This is a genomic window from Alcanivorax sp. (assembly GCF_002726155.1).
Taxonomy (GTDB): Bacteria; Pseudomonadota; Gammaproteobacteria; order Pseudomonadales; family Alcanivoracaceae; genus Alcanivorax.
The window spans coordinates 25,752-39,344 of record NZ_PBSH01000040.1; the positions used below are offsets into that span (position 1 = coordinate 25,752).

The window sequence follows — 13,593 nt, forward strand, 5'->3', positions numbered from 1 at the left end:
AATCAGGCAGGAACCAGCGTCAAACGCAGGTCATCGCCGATCTGGCGCACATCCTGCCAACGCAGCGCCACTTTCTCGCTCATGCTGGCCAGCTGGGGCAACCCCAGTAACGGGCGGGCCGATGAGCCCAGCAGGGTCGGTGCCATATAGACGATAATTTCGTCGAACAGGCCCTCACGGACAAAAGCACCGGCCAGCGTGGCGCCACATTCTACCAGCACTTCATTACATTCGCGCCGGTTCAATTCGATCAACAACTGCTGCAGGTCGATCCCGGAGCCAGAGGCCGGCAAGTGCATGACCTCAGCTCCGGCGGATTCCAGCGCATTCTGGCGCCCCGGGTGCTGTTCCCCAGCCACCAGCAGGCAATGCCCCGGCGCACTCACCACCGGCACATCCGGGGGCGTGCGCAGAGTTCTGTCCAGAATTACCCGCACAGGCTGGCGCACCCAGTCGCGGCCCGCCTGACTGTGTTCATCTGGGCGGCAATGATAGTCCGCCAGTGTCCATTGTGCCGGGCGCACCGTATAGGAAGGCCGGTCCGCCAGCACGGTCCCCACGCCGGTGATCACCGCCGAACTGCGTGCCCGCAGACGCTGCACATCTTCCCGCGCCGCCGGGCCGGTAATCCACTGGGACTCGCCACTGGCCATGGCGGTGCGGCCATCCACACTGGCGGCAATCTTGATGCGGATATAGGGCCGCTGGCGGGTCATCCGGGCAATAAACCCCGGATTCAACGCCCGTGCTTGTGTTTCCAGCAAGCCCGACGCCACCGCAATGCCCGCATCTGCCAGCCGTTGCAGCCCCTGCCCTGCCACCTGCGGGTTAGGGTCCTGCATCGCCGCTACCACGCGCACCACGCCGGCATCGACCAGCGCATCCGCGCAGGGGCCGGTACGACCGGTGTGAGAGCAAGGCTCCAGGGTGACATAAGCGGTGGCCCCTTGCGCCCGGTCACCCGCCGCCGCCAGCGCATGGCGCTCGGCATGAGGCTCGCCGGCACGAGCATGAAAACCCTCACCGACCACCGCGCCTTCACGCACCAGCACACAGCCGACCCGCGGATTCGGGTCCGTGGTGTACAGGCCATGGCGCGCCAGTTGCAGCGCCCGGCTCATAAACTGATAGTCGGTAGCAGAAAAGCTCATGATTCCTTCAGGTCTTCCAGCTTCTCACCGGGCTTGCCGCCAGCTTTTTTCAAGCGATCCACTTCAGCGGAAAACTCGGAAATATCCTGGAAGCTGCGGTACACCGATGCAAAGCGCACATAGGCCACATCGTCCAGCTGTTGCAGCTCTTCCATCACGAATTCGCCTAACTCCCGAGCCGGAAGCTCACGCTCGCCGGTGGCACGCAGACGGTGACAAATCCGGCTGATTGCGGCCTCCAGGTCTTCCATGCTCACCGGCCGCTTCTCCAGCGCCCGCAGCATACCCGCCCGCAACTTGGCTTCATCGAAGGGTTGGCGGGTGCCATCGGTCTTTACCAATCGCGGCATCACCAATTCTGCCGTTTCGAAGGTAGTAAAGCGCTCGGTACAACTCAAACACTCACGACGCCGCCGAATCTGCACCCCATCCGCAACCAGACGGGAGTCGATCACCTTGGTGTCCTGAGCAGAACAAAACGGGCAGTACATGGAGAACTCCGAAGATCAATTTCAAGTTGAAAGTGTAAGGTTGAAAAGGATTGCGCGCCATGACCACGGAAACGACGAAGCCGCGCCCCTCACGGGTACGCGGCTTCTCCGGCTGAAATTCACTGCGGCATAACCCGCGTTGCAACTTTCAACTTGCCACTTTCAACTCAACGCTCATAAACCGGCAAACGCGCACAGATTTCTTTGACCTTACCCTTCACGGTCTCGATCACTGATTCGTCACCCATGTTATCGAGGATGTCACAGATCCAGCCGGCCAGCGCCTTGGCGTCGGCTTCATCAAAGCCGCGACGGGTAATGGACGGGGAGCCGATACGCAGGCCGGACGTCACGAACGGGGAACGCGGGTCGTTGGGCACGGCATTCTTGTTGACGGTGATGTTGGCGCGGCCCAGGGCGGCGTCGGCATCTTTACCGGTGATGTCCTGCTTGATCAGGCTGAGCAGGAACAGGTGGTTTTCAGTGCCATTGGACACCACGTCAAAACCACGCTCGATGAACACCCCGGCCATGGCCTGGGCGTTCTTCACTACCTGCTGCTGGTAGCCTTTGAAATCACCCTGCATGGCTTCCTTGAAGCAGATTGCCTTGGCGGCAATCACGTGCTCCAGCGGGCCACCCTGGCCACCGGGGAACACGGCAGAGTTGATCTTCTTCTGAATGTCTTCGTTGGCCTTGCCCATGATCAGGCCGCCACGGGGACCACCCAGAGTCTTGTGGGTGGTGGTGGTGGTGATGTCGGCAATACCCACCGGGCTCGGGTAAACACCCGCAGCAACCAGACCGGCTACGTGAGCCATGTCCACCAGCAGGATCGCGCCCACTTCGTCGGCGATGTCACGGAAACGCTGCCAGTCGACAACCTGGGAGTAGGCAGAGAAACCCGCCACGATCATCTTCGGCTTGTGCTCACGGGCCAGGGAGGCCACCTGCTCGTAATCGATCAGGCCAGTCTCGTTGTCCAGGCCGTACTGGATAGCGTTGTAAGTCTTGCCGGAGAAGTTCGGCTTGGCGCCGTGGGTCAGGTGACCACCCGCATCCAGGCTCATGCCCAGCACGGTGTCGCCAGCCTTCAGCATGGCCATGTAAACCGCGCCATTGGCCTGAGAACCGGAGTGCGGCTGCACGTTGGCCCAGTCGGCACCAAACAGTTCGCAAGCGCGATCAATGGCCAGTTGCTCGACCACATCCACATTCTCGCAACCGCCATAGTAACGCTTGCCCGGGTAGCCTTCGGCGTACTTGTTGGTCAGTACGGAGCCCTGGGCTTCCATGACCCTTGGCGAGGCATAGTTTTCAGAGGCAATCAGCTCGATGTGCTCTTCCTGGCGGACTTCCTCAGCCTTGATAGCGGCCTGGATTTCAGGATCAAACTCGGCGATGGACATGGATTTCGGGAACATGGGCTACCCTACGGAGTCATTGGTGGATTCAGGGGCGCGTATTCTAACCAAATCCGGGGCCAATGGCACTTGAAGTCCGCTCATGGAAACCGGCCAGTCGTCTCATGGCGTCAGGCACCGGTTTTCTGGCGCCAATCCGGCCTTACGTCGCCCTATCAGGGGGCCCGCACTTTCACTCACGGCCGCTTTCCGTTAGCTTAGGCGCCAATCAAAGTACCCTCTGCCGGGGCCTGCAGCCAACCTGCACCGCGCGCCCCGCACATTAATACAGACTGCGGTCGGAGTTTATGAGCCAGTACATCTTCACCATGGACAAGGTGGGCAAGGTTGTCCCGCCCAAGAAACACATTCTGAAGAACATCTCCCTGTCGTTCTTTCCTGGCGCCAAGATCGGCGTACTGGGCCTGAACGGCTCCGGTAAATCCACACTGCTGCGCATCATGGCCGGCGTGGACAAGGATTATCTGGGTGAGGCACGGCCGCAGCCGGGCACCAATATCGGTTACCTGCCCCAGGAACCGGAGCTGGACCCGGAAAAGAATGTCCGCGAGATCGTCGAAGAAGCGGTGGCAGATATCCGTAACGCCCAGCAGCGCCTGGAAGAAGTCTACGAAGCCTATGCGGCAGAAGACGCGGATTTCGACAAGCTGGCCGCCGAACAGGCCAAGCTGGAAGACATTATCGAAGCCAGCGACGCCCACAACCTTGAGCGCAAACTGGAAATCGCCGCCGACGCCCTGCGCCTGCCGCCCTGGGATGCCAGCGTAAAAACCCTGTCCGGCGGTGAACGTCGCCGGGTCGCTCTGTGCCGGCTGGTAATGAGCGCGCCGGACATGCTGCTGCTGGATGAGCCGACTAACCACCTGGACGCAGAGTCCGTGGCCTGGCTGGAGCGTTTCCTGCACGAATTCCCCGGCACCGTGGTGGCGGTAACCCACGATCGCTACTTCCTGGATAATTCCTGTGAGTGGATTCTGGAACTGGATCGCGGCGAAGGCATTCCCTGGCAGGGCAACTATTCCTCCTGGCTGGAGCAGAAAGAACAGCGTCTGGAACAGGAAGCGAAGAGCGAGTCGGCCCACCGCAAAACGGTGGAGAAGGAACTGGAATGGGTACGCCAGAACCCGAAAGGCCGCCGCGCCAAGAACAAGGCCCGTGTGTCTGCGTTCGAAGAGCTGGCCAGCCAGGAATTCCAGAAACGCAACGAAACCCAGGAATTGTACATCCCGCCGGGTGAGCGTCTTGGCGAGCAGGTTTTTGAAATCAAGAATGTGGCCAAGCAATTCGACCACAAGCTGCTCTACGAAGATCTGGATTTCCAGATCCCCCGTGGTGCTATCGTCGGCATCATCGGCCCCAACGGTGCCGGTAAAACCACCCTGTTCCGCATGCTGGCCGGCCAGGAAACCCCGGACAGCGGCGAGATCGTCACTGGTGACACTGTGCAGATGGCCTACGTGGACCAGAGCCGTGAAGACCTGGACAGCAACAAGACGGTCTGGGAAGAAGTGTCCGACGGCAACGACATCCTGCGTATCGGCAACTATGAAGTGCCCAGCCGCGCTTATCTGGGCCGGTTCAATTTCAAAGGCGGCGATCAACAGAAGCGTGTCGGCGACCTGTCCGGCGGTGAACGTAACCGTTTACACCTGGCCAAGCTGCTCAAGCAGGGCGCCAACGTACTGCTGCTCGATGAGCCCACCAACGACCTGGACGTGGAAACCCTGCGCGCACTGGAAGAGGCCCTGCTGGCGTTCCCCGGCTGCGCCATCGTGATTTCGCACGATCGCTGGTTCCTGGACCGCGTCGCCACCCACATTCTCTCTTTCGAGGGGGATGCCCGGGTAGAATGGTTCGAAGGCTCCTACACCGAGTATGAAGAATACAAACGCAAGCAGCTGGGCGATGCAGCCCTGCAGCCCAAGCGCATGAAGTACAAGCGAATCGAAGTCTGATTCGCACAGGATAACGCCGGCACAGGAAAGGCGAGCCGGTACGGGGACGCAACAGGGACGACAGCATGAACGAAAGACGGCGGGCCAATCGGGTGGACTTCGACGGGGAAGCCACCCTGGTTTTCCAGCAGGATAACCACCCCGTGTCACTGGACGACATTTCCGTCATGGGCGCACGACTCAACAGCAGCACCCCGCTCACGCTGCCCGCTGCGTCCCGGGTTATCCTGATCATTACCCTGGAAGATTCCGATATCACACTGACCCTTCCGGCAAAAATGCAACGCCAGGAAGGCTTGGAGATCGGCATCATGTTTGATCGCCCATCTGTGGATGACATGCAGCATCTTCGCCGCATTGTCATGCTGCATCAGGGCGACGACGGCGAAGATGACCCCGCCAGCCTGCTGACCCCGGAGACCTGACACCTTGGACCCGACCCTGGAAAGCCCGGAATTCATTGAACGCCTGCGCCAGGGAGACCGGGCAGCCTTTGGCCAACTGGTTAAAGGCCACCACAACATGTTGCTGGCCACGGCCCGCACCATGCTGTCAGCAGCTGATGCTGAAGAAGCCGTGCAGGATGGCTGGATCGCCGCCCACCGCGCTATCGGCAAGTTCGAAGGCCGCAGCCTGCTGCGCACCTGGCTTACCCGCATCGTCATCAACCAGGCACGGATGATGCTGCGCAAAGGCGGCCGGGAAATTCAGTTTGATCCCACCGATGAGCAAGATGCCCTGGCCCACCGCTTTCGTGACGGCGGGCACTGGGACCACCCGCCACAGCACTGGGACCTGAGCGGCCCGGATGCCCTGCTCACCCGCGACGAGCTACGCCACTGCATGGAAAAGACCCTGGGAAAAATGCCGGACAATCAGCGCCTGGTGCTGGAACTGCGAGACCTGCAAGGCATGGATTTCGATGACATCTGTAACATGCTGGACGTGAGTGCATCGAATGTCCGTGTGCTGTTACACCGGGCCCGCGCAAGGCTGTTCGAACTGGTGGATCATTTTCAGGAGACAGGCGAATGTTGAAGTGCAAACACGTCGTCGTAAAAGCTGACGCCCTCGTGGACGGCGCCCCGCTGACCAGGCGGGAGCGCTTTGCCCTGCGCCTGCATCTGCTGATGTGCCACCACTGTCGTCGTTATGTGCGCCAGTTACGTGCGCTGCTGAACACGCTACCCCGCAACCCGGATAGCCTCGATGATGCTCGTACCCGGGAAATTCTGGACAAGCTCAACGCCCCACAGGAACGCTGACACGGTGTCGAGGTCCCTGTAACAGTGATTGCAATTGCCATTGCGGCGTCTCAACCCCAACCCTCAGGCTGATTATGGAACGAAAACTCGCTCTCTCATTGTTATTGTTACGGCTCGGTGTCTTTATCGTCATGCTGATGTGGACCCTGGACAAATTCATCAATCCCGGCCACACCAGCAAGATTTTCGCCAAATTTTATGGAATGGAAGGGCTCGAAGGCTCCGTCCTCACCATACTGGCCTGCCTGCAACTTATCGTCGTATTAGCCTTTGCTGCCGGCGCCCTGCGTCGCTACAGCTACGGCATCATCCTGCTCATGCATGCCGGCTCCACCTTCTCTTCCTGGCAGCAATACCTGGACCCGTTCAATCACCTGCTGTTCTTCGCCGCCTGGCCCATGCTGGCCGCCTGCGTTGCCCTGTATGTGCTGCGCGATCAGGACACCCTGCTCAGCATTGATGGCCGCAAAAGCAAAGCATAAAGGCACTCCCCTCTGCGCAGGCTAATACTGCGCAGAGGCACTATGCGGCGAAAGCCTTTCATGCAAGCGGGGTTCAGAGACTAGCCTGCCTCCCCCGCACAATAAGCCGCGGTAATCGGGTGCGCAGGATTCTCGAAGACCTGTTCGCAGCCGTTGGATTCCACCACACAACCACACTGCCCCTCCAGCCAACAGACCGTCACGCTATCCGCCAGACGCCGGGCCTGGGCCAGATTGTGGGTCACCATCAGGATCGTATAGCGCCCTTTCAGCGAACGAATCAACGCCTCAACCACCCGGGAGGAAACCGGATCCAGCGCGGAACAAGGCTCATCCAGCAACAACACTTGCGGCTCCAGCACCAGGGCCCGGGCAATACATAATCGCTGCTGCTGCCCACCGGACAACCCCAACGCTGGCTGGGAAAGTCGCTCCTTCACCTCTTCCCACAGCCCAACATCGCGCAGCGCCTGTTCAGCACGGGCACGCCGCTGGCCCCGGGGAACACGGTGCTCCGCCAATGGGAACAGCAAGTTGTCGATGATGGATAGCGGAAAGGGATTGGGCTGCTGAAACACCATGCCCACCTGCCGACGCAACACCGTCAGGTCGTGGCGTTGCCGAACATCCTCCCCATCAAGCCATATTCGGCCGCCCACCCGACAGCCGCTGACCCCATCGCTCATGCGATTAATGGACCCAAGAAGACTGCTCTTGCCGCAGCCACTGGGGCCCACCAGCGCCATCAACTCACCCGGCTGCACCTGCAAGGACGCATCACTGATCGCCACTTGCTCACCATAAGCGACAGACACGGATTCCAGCACCAGCGACGGCGCCCGGTGCGTTCGTTGCTCACTCATAGCCGATCACTCATACCAAAGCCTCTGTCATGGGCTGGCGCAGCACTCGCCGCACCAACAGATTCAGCACTACCAGCAGGGCCACCAACACCACTGCTGTGGCCGCTGCCCGTGGCATGCCACCGGGCACATTCATGGCCAAATCGTAAATATGCACACTCAGGGTTCGCCCGGAATCAAACAGGGAGTCAGGACGGCGCAGCACGTAGCCGGCGGTAAACAACAGCACCGCCGTTTCCGCCAGCGCCCGCCCGGCACTGAGAATAATGCCCACCGCAATACCCGGCGCCGCGCAGGGCAGCAGAATCCGGCGTACCCAGCCCCAACGACTCAGCGCCAGCGCATCCCGGGCCTGGCGATACCCCATTGGCACCGCACGCATGGCCTGTTCGGCACTACGAATCATCAGCGGCAAGACCATTAGTGACAGGGCCAGGGCGCCACTGAGAATGGAAAACCCCAAGCCCAGCGTGATGGCAAAAAACTGGTAACCAAACAGCCCGTAGACAATCGATGGCACCGCCGCCAACATATCCAGCACCCCACCCAGCCATTGCGCGCGGCGGCTATCCGCCGGCAGCGATTCGCTCAAATACAGCGCGCAGCCAAGGCCCACCGGCACGGCTACCAGCAGACACAAGGCCAGAATCCACCCGGTGCTGATCAACAGCGCAGCAATACCGCCACTGCGACCGGCCCGGCCCGGGTCCTCCAACAGAAACCCCATACTCAGCACATCGGCACTTTGCTGCCAGAGCGCCATCACCATCAACGCCACCGGCACCATCACCAGTGCAAGTAACACCCAACCGGTCAGCCAGGCCATACGATCAGCCATGGGAGACTCCTCGCAATCGCCAACTGGCCATCAATAACAGCCCGGTCACGGCAATCAGCAGCAAGCCACTGGCAAACAGCGCCACGCGGTGGTCACCGGTGGCGTAAGCCATCTCCAGAGCGATATTGGCAGTCAGCGTGCGCACTGGGGCAAACACCGAATCCGGCCATTGCACCACATTGCCACACACCATCAGCACCGCCATGGTTTCCCCCAGCGCCCGCCCGAACTGCAACACCACACCGCCCACAATCCCGGGCGCCGCGCGGGGCAACAGCACCCGCCGCAGCATCCCCACCCGGGACAACGCCAACGCCTCACCGGCGCGCTGATAGCGCAACGGTAACTGCCCAAGCGCTGCGTCCGTCACCAACAACGCCAACGGCACAATCATCAGCGCCAGCACCAGCGAACCGGCCAACCAGGAAGCCCCAGGCGGTACCCACTGATTGATCCAGGGCACCAGCACCAACATGCCCCACAGCCCATACACCACAGAGGGGATGCCGGCCATCAGCTCCACACCGGCCAGCACCGGGCGGCGCAGCCGAGGCGCAAAATAGCGCAGCCAGGCGGCCAGCAAGACCGCCACCGGAGCTGCCAGCACCAATGCCAGCACACTGACGAAAAGCGACCCGGCAATCATCGGCGCCATTCCGTATTCGCCCTGCCCAGGCTGCCAGGTGCTTTGCCATATCCCCGCGCCTTCATTGATCAGAAACGGCAATGCCCGCACCAGTAGCACCACCACAATACCGCCGAGCACCAGTGCCGCCAGCAACCCGCACAGGCGCAGCGCCAGCCCCAGCAGGCGATCACTCAGCGGCAGGGAGGAAGTAGTAATCATGGTAGACATCCGCCATGTCTGTACGGGTTACAAAGGCCAGAAAGTCGGCCACCGGTTGCGATATCTCGCCATGGGTCACCAGATTCAACTCGCGGACCAGGGGGTAACCTCCCTGCGCCAGTGCGTCCAGGGACGCAGGCTTTCCTTCCAGCGGCAGCAACCGGATAGCCGTGCCATTGTCAGCTTCATAAATCGCTGTACCGATGGACACATAGCCAATGGCAAAAGGATCCCCCGCCACCGCCTTGATGCCCTGCTGATTTTCGCCAATCACCCGGTCCGGCCGGACCTGGCTGTTTTCCAGTTGAAAATGGGCGAGGAAAAGCTCCTGGGTGGATCGCCCCTGCGCCTTGTGAACAACGGTAATGGGCCTGCCTTCGGTTGATCCAGCGTCCCAGCGCTGCACCTTGCCGGTGTAGATGGCGCGAATCTGGTCATCATTGAGCGCCACTACCGGATTGTCGCGATGAACGATAATGGCAATACCATCGCGCCCGATCAGGTGCCCATCCAGATCCTGTTCATCCGCTTTCAGCGCGCGGCTCACCATGCCCAGATCCGCCAGCCCCTGGCGAACATCGCCAATACCCCGCCCGGACCCGCCACTCTGCACATCCACCTGCACGCCGGTTTCAGTTTCATAGCGTTCCGCCAACTCCGCCATCAGCGGCGCAATCGTGCTGGAACCGGTAACGGTTAACGTACTGCCAGACTCTCCGCACCCCACCAGAAAGAGCACAATCACAGCCCCTCCCAACCACCTCAATACAAACTGCACGGCTTTCTCCTTCCTGGCTGCCCGCTGTCTTCACGTTACCCGCGGCACTTTGATGCAACACTCATGGAACTATTACATTGATGAGCGTCTTATTGGTCTCATTACTCCCAAACACACGAAAGATTCCATCAGCACTGTAACCTGCAGCGATTTGCTGCATCCTATTATTACCCTAACAGCTTGATACTCAGGAGAGTCAGCAATGCGTGAAGACGTGCAGGATTATTACGGCAAACAACTGCATTCCAGTGCAGACCTGCAGACCAATGCCTGCTGTGATCAAGCGCCGCCGGAACACCTTAAGCCCTTGCTTGCACAACTCCATGATGAAGTGGTTAGTCGCTACTATGGCTGCGGTCTGGTTGCCCCCGAGCAACTGGAAGGGATGCGTATTCTGGATCTGGGCTCTGGCTCCGGCCGTGACGTCTATCTGCTTTCAGCACTGGTTGGGGAGCACGGCGAGGTGGTTGGCGTGGACATGACCGACGAACAATTGGCGGTAGCCAATCGCCACCTCGACTATCACCGTGACGCTTTTGGTTACGCCAACAGCAATGTGCTTTTTTTGAAAGGCTATATCGAAGAACTCGACCAACTGGACTTGCAGGACGGCTACTTCGATATCGTCATCTCCAACTGTGTCATCAACCTGAGCACCGACAAGACCAAGGTCATCACCGACGTAAAACGCCTGCTAAAACCCGGCGGCGAGTTCTTTTTTTCCGATGTTTATGCAGACCGTCGTATTCCTGCCTCTCTGGCCAACGACCCGGTCTTGTACGGAGAGTGCCTATCTGGCGCCCTGTACTGGAATGACTTCATCAACCTTAGCAAACGCTGCGGTTTTGCCGACCCGAGACTGGTGGAATCCCGTCCATTAACCATTGAAAATCCGACCATCGAAAAAACGCTGGGCAACATCCGCTTTTATTCGGCCACCTACCGGCTTTTCAATATCGATACGCTGGAACCAGCCTGCGAGGATTACGGTCAGGCAGTCATCTACAAAGGCAGCCTTAAAAACAGCCCAGACCGCTTTGTACTGGACGACCATCACGTCATTGAGGCCGGAAAAGTCTTCCCGGTTTGTGGCAACACCTGGCTGATGCTGGAGAAAAGCCGCTTCGTTGAACACTTTGAATTTATCGGCAACTTTGCAACCCATTACGGTATCTTCGAAGGCTGCGGGCTGAACGTGCCATTTGCCAAGGCAGGAAATAACGATTCGACTGGCGCCTGCTGTTGATCACTGATCGCTGCACCGTAATATTCCGTCCGTCCGAACATCAAAACCGTACAAACTATTGTTTCTTTTTTATTCATCCATGTACCACCAACAGGACCTGACATGAGCATCAAGAAAGGCCTACTTTTTGCCATCCTCGCCGCGCTGATTGCCAGCTACTTTGTGTTTGATCTGGGCCAGTATTTCAGCCTCGGTTATATCAAGGAGCAGCAAAGTGCTTTTGATGCCCTGTATCAGGGCAACCCTGCACTGATCCTTGGCGGCTTTTTCTTGCTGTATGTCATTGTCACGGCACTCAGCCTGCCCGGCGCCGCCATTATGACACTGGCCGCCGGCGCCCTGTTCGGTTTCTGGATTGCCCTGGCACTGGTCTCCTTTGCCTCCTCAGCCGGTGCCACCCTGGCGTTCCTTGCGTCCCGCTTCCTGTTCCACGACGCAGTACAAAACCGCTTTGGTGAGCGACTGAAAAAACTTAACGAGGGAGTCAAAAAAGAAGGCGCATTTTATCTTTTCACGTTGCGTCTGGTGCCTGTTGTTCCCTTTTTTATCATCAACCTGGTCATGGGCTTAACCCCACTCAAAGCGCGGACCTTTTACTGGGTCAGCCAGGTTGGCATGCTGGCCGGCACGGCGGTCTATGTGAACGCCGGCACCCAGCTTGGCCAGATCGACAGCCTCAAAGGGTTGCTGTCTGTAGAGCTGATCGGCGCCTTTGTGTTGCTCGGTATATTCCCCTGGATCGCCAAAGCGATTATGGCTCGCCTGCAGTCACGAAAAGTCTATAAAGGCTGGAAGAAACCGAAACAGTTCGACCGCAACCTGATCGTTATTGGCGCAGGCTCCGGCGGCCTGGTGAGCGCCTACATCGCCGCCACGGTTAAAGCCAAAGTGACCCTGATCGAAAAACACAAAATGGGCGGCGACTGCCTGAACACTGGCTGCGTGCCGTCCAAGGCTTTGATCAAGAGTGCCCGTGTGGCTTTTTATGAAAAGCAGGCGGAGAAATTCGGCTTCGACAGCATTCGCAACGATTTCCGTTTCCGCACACTAATGGAAAGAGTTCACACCATTATCAATAAAATCGAACCCCATGATTCTGTGGAGCGTTACAGCGAACTGGGTGTAGACTGCCGTTACGGAGAGGCCACCTTTGTCTCACCATGGGAAGTGGAAATCCGTAACGGCGATCACCGCGAACGGCTGACCGCACGCAGTATTATTATCGCCACCGGTGCCCAGCCATTTATTCCGCCAGTGCCCGGCATTGAAGATATGGAGGCCCTCACCTCCGACACGCTGTGGAGCATTGAAGAACAACCCCAGCGCCTTGTGGTGCTGGGTGGCGGCCCCATTGGCTGTGAGCTGTCGCAAACCTTTGCTCGCCTGGGCAGCCAGGTGACGCAAGTCCAGAAAGGCCCACGCTTGATGCCCCGCGAAGATGAAGACGCTGCAGCCCTGGTTACTACCGCCCTGCAAGAAAGCGGGGTAACGGTACTGGTCGACCACACTACCGTACGCTTCACCCGGGAAGACGGTGAAAAAGTGCTGTATGTCAGCGGTGACGGGCAAGAAAAGCGGATCGCTTTCGATACGCTGCTGCTGGCCGTGGGCCGCAAGGCCAACACCGCCGGACTGGGACTGGAAACATTGAAACTGCCCACCAATGACAACGGCACCATCACCGTCAACGATCACCTTCAAAGCCGCTTCCCGAACATTTATGCCTGCGGTGATGTGGCTGGCCCTTACCAGTTTACCCATACTGCCTCGCACCAGGCATGGTATGCCTCGGTCAATGCGCTGTTTGGTTTTGCCAAAAAGTTCAAGGTGGATTACCGGGTGATCCCCTGGTGCACCTTTACCGATCCGGAGGTAGCCCGGGTCGGGCTGAATGAACAGGAAGCCAACGAGCAGGGTATTGAGTATGAGGTCACCCGCTACGGCATCGACGACCTGGATCGGGCCATCGCCGAAAGTGCCGACCTGGGGTTTGTAAAAGTACTTACTGCCCAGGGCAGCGACCGGATTCTTGGCGTCACCATTGTTGGCCAGCACGCCGGCGAACTGATTGCCGAATACGTACTGGCCATGAAGTACAAGCTGGGTCTGAACAAGATACTCGGCACCATCCATATCTACCCGACCATGGCAGAAGCCAACAAGTTTGCCGCCGGAGAGTGGAAAAAAGCCCGCAAGCCAGAGGGATTGTTGCGCTGGGTAGAGCGTCTCCACGAAATCCGGCGCTAATCACCG

The 13,593-nt window shown here is 59.1% G+C and carries 14 protein-coding genes; 7 read left to right on the top strand and 7 right to left on the bottom strand.

Features of this window, described 5'->3' with window-relative positions:
- Window positions 1–2: 2 nt before the first annotated feature.
- The 3 genes from ribD to glyA all read right to left on the bottom strand — a co-directional run bounded on the left by ribD (window position 3) and on the right by glyA (window position 3,066).
- Complete coding sequence (gene ribD, locus CL546_RS12840) at window positions 3–1,151, bottom strand: bifunctional diaminohydroxyphosphoribosylaminopyrimidine deaminase/5-amino-6-(5-phosphoribosylamino)uracil reductase RibD (protein WP_290495608.1); 1,149 nt, start codon at window positions 1,149–1,151, stop codon at window positions 3–5.
- Window positions 1,148–1,642 (bottom strand): transcriptional regulator NrdR, encoded by a 495-nt coding sequence (nrdR, locus tag CL546_RS12845; protein ID WP_290495611.1) that lies wholly within the window; start codon window positions 1,640–1,642, stop codon window positions 1,148–1,150. Before nrdR ends, ribD begins: the two co-directional genes overlap by 4 nt.
- 167 nt (window positions 1,643–1,809) lie before the next feature.
- The gene (glyA, locus tag CL546_RS12850; RefSeq protein ID WP_290495613.1) at window positions 1,810–3,066 is read right to left on the bottom strand and encodes a serine hydroxymethyltransferase; all 1,257 of its coding nucleotides are present in this window, start codon (window positions 3,064–3,066) and stop codon (window positions 1,810–1,812) included.
- A gap of 287 nt (window positions 3,067–3,353) precedes the next feature.
- On the opposite strand from glyA, the gene ettA reads away from it, so the two are divergent.
- The 5 genes from ettA to CL546_RS12875 all read left to right on the top strand — a co-directional run bounded on the left by ettA (window position 3,354) and on the right by CL546_RS12875 (window position 6,768).
- Complete coding sequence (gene ettA / locus CL546_RS12855) at window positions 3,354–5,021, top strand: energy-dependent translational throttle protein EttA (protein WP_290495616.1); 1,668 nt, start codon at window positions 3,354–3,356, stop codon at window positions 5,019–5,021.
- 65 nt (window positions 5,022–5,086) lie between these two features.
- Window positions 5,087–5,446 carry a PilZ domain-containing protein gene (locus CL546_RS12860; protein WP_290495618.1) on the top strand — a complete coding sequence of 120 codons (360 nt, stop codon included), beginning with the start codon at window positions 5,087–5,089 and terminating at the stop codon, window positions 5,444–5,446.
- A 4-nt stretch (window positions 5,447–5,450) separates the two neighbouring features.
- Window positions 5,451–6,059, top strand: a complete 609-nt coding sequence (locus CL546_RS12865) for an RNA polymerase sigma factor (protein ID WP_290495621.1) — start codon at window positions 5,451–5,453, stop codon at window positions 6,057–6,059.
- Window positions 6,053–6,286 (top strand): anti-sigma factor family protein, encoded by a 234-nt coding sequence (locus CL546_RS12870; protein WP_290495623.1) that lies wholly within the window; start codon window positions 6,053–6,055, stop codon window positions 6,284–6,286. Before CL546_RS12865 ends, CL546_RS12870 begins: the two co-directional genes overlap by 7 nt.
- 74 nt (window positions 6,287–6,360) lie before the next feature.
- Window positions 6,361–6,768, top strand: a complete 408-nt coding sequence (locus tag CL546_RS12875; RefSeq protein WP_290495626.1) for a hypothetical protein — start codon at window positions 6,361–6,363, stop codon at window positions 6,766–6,768.
- Between the two features lie 80 nt (window positions 6,769–6,848).
- Here the strand turns inward: CL546_RS12875 and CL546_RS12880 are convergent, their stop codons facing one another.
- Genes CL546_RS12880 through CL546_RS12895 form a run of 4 tightly spaced genes read right to left on the bottom strand, consistent with a single transcriptional unit; the run spans window position 6,849 to window position 10,094 of the window.
- On the bottom strand, window positions 6,849–7,631 hold the full coding sequence (locus tag CL546_RS12880; RefSeq protein WP_290495628.1) for a phosphate ABC transporter ATP-binding protein: 783 nt from the start codon (window positions 7,629–7,631) through the stop codon (window positions 6,849–6,851).
- A gap of 10 nt (window positions 7,632–7,641) precedes the next feature.
- On the bottom strand, window positions 7,642–8,469 hold the full coding sequence (gene pstA / locus CL546_RS12885) for a phosphate ABC transporter permease PstA (RefSeq protein WP_290495630.1): 828 nt from the start codon (window positions 8,467–8,469) through the stop codon (window positions 7,642–7,644).
- Window positions 8,462–9,316 carry a phosphate ABC transporter permease subunit PstC gene (gene pstC, locus CL546_RS12890; RefSeq protein WP_290495632.1) on the bottom strand — a complete coding sequence of 285 codons (855 nt, stop codon included), beginning with the start codon at window positions 9,314–9,316 and terminating at the stop codon, window positions 8,462–8,464. Before pstC ends, pstA begins: the two co-directional genes overlap by 8 nt.
- Window positions 9,285–10,094 (bottom strand): phosphate ABC transporter substrate-binding protein, encoded by an 810-nt coding sequence (locus tag CL546_RS12895; protein WP_290495634.1) that lies wholly within the window; start codon window positions 10,092–10,094, stop codon window positions 9,285–9,287. The genes pstC and CL546_RS12895 overlap by 32 nt, the downstream gene beginning before the upstream one ends.
- 202 nt (window positions 10,095–10,296) lie before the next feature.
- Here CL546_RS12895 and CL546_RS12900 point away from each other — a divergent pair, with 202 nt between their 5' ends.
- Entirely contained in the window at window positions 10,297–11,340 is a 1,044-nt protein-coding gene (locus tag CL546_RS12900; RefSeq protein ID WP_290495636.1) for a methyltransferase domain-containing protein, read from the top strand.
- A gap of 102 nt (window positions 11,341–11,442) precedes the next feature.
- Window positions 11,443–13,587, top strand: a complete 2,145-nt coding sequence (locus tag CL546_RS12905) for an FAD-dependent oxidoreductase (RefSeq protein ID WP_290495638.1) — start codon at window positions 11,443–11,445, stop codon at window positions 13,585–13,587.
- The last annotated feature ends 6 nt before the right edge of the window (window positions 13,588–13,593 follow it).

What these genes read in the sequence shown, in the direction of transcription:
- CL546_RS12870 (WP_290495623.1), top strand. Translation starts at nt 6,053, where the DNA reads ATGTTGAAGTGCAAACACGTCGTCGTAAAAGCTGACGCCCTCGTGGAC.
- ribD (WP_290495608.1), bottom strand. Translation starts at nt 1,151, where the DNA reads ATGAGCTTTTCTGCTACCGACTATCAGTTTATGAGCCGGGCGCTGCAA.
- pstA (WP_290495630.1), bottom strand. Translation starts at nt 8,469, where the DNA reads ATGGCTGATCGTATGGCCTGGCTGACCGGTTGGGTGTTACTTGCACTG.
- CL546_RS12905 (WP_290495638.1), top strand. Translation starts at nt 11,443, where the DNA reads ATGAGCATCAAGAAAGGCCTACTTTTTGCCATCCTCGCCGCGCTGATT.
- nrdR (WP_290495611.1), bottom strand. Translation starts at nt 1,642, where the DNA reads ATGTACTGCCCGTTTTGTTCTGCTCAGGACACCAAGGTGATCGACTCC.
- CL546_RS12875 (WP_290495626.1), top strand. Translation starts at nt 6,361, where the DNA reads ATGGAACGAAAACTCGCTCTCTCATTGTTATTGTTACGGCTCGGTGTC.
- pstC (WP_290495632.1), bottom strand. Translation starts at nt 9,316, where the DNA reads ATGATTACTACTTCCTCCCTGCCGCTGAGTGATCGCCTGCTGGGGCTG.
- CL546_RS12900 (WP_290495636.1), top strand. Translation starts at nt 10,297, where the DNA reads ATGCGTGAAGACGTGCAGGATTATTACGGCAAACAACTGCATTCCAGT.
- glyA (WP_290495613.1), bottom strand. Translation starts at nt 3,066, where the DNA reads ATGTTCCCGAAATCCATGTCCATCGCCGAGTTTGATCCTGAAATCCAG.
- CL546_RS12860 (WP_290495618.1), top strand. Translation starts at nt 5,087, where the DNA reads ATGAACGAAAGACGGCGGGCCAATCGGGTGGACTTCGACGGGGAAGCC.
- CL546_RS12880 (WP_290495628.1), bottom strand. Translation starts at nt 7,631, where the DNA reads ATGAGTGAGCAACGAACGCACCGGGCGCCGTCGCTGGTGCTGGAATCC.
- ettA (WP_290495616.1), top strand. Translation starts at nt 3,354, where the DNA reads ATGAGCCAGTACATCTTCACCATGGACAAGGTGGGCAAGGTTGTCCCG.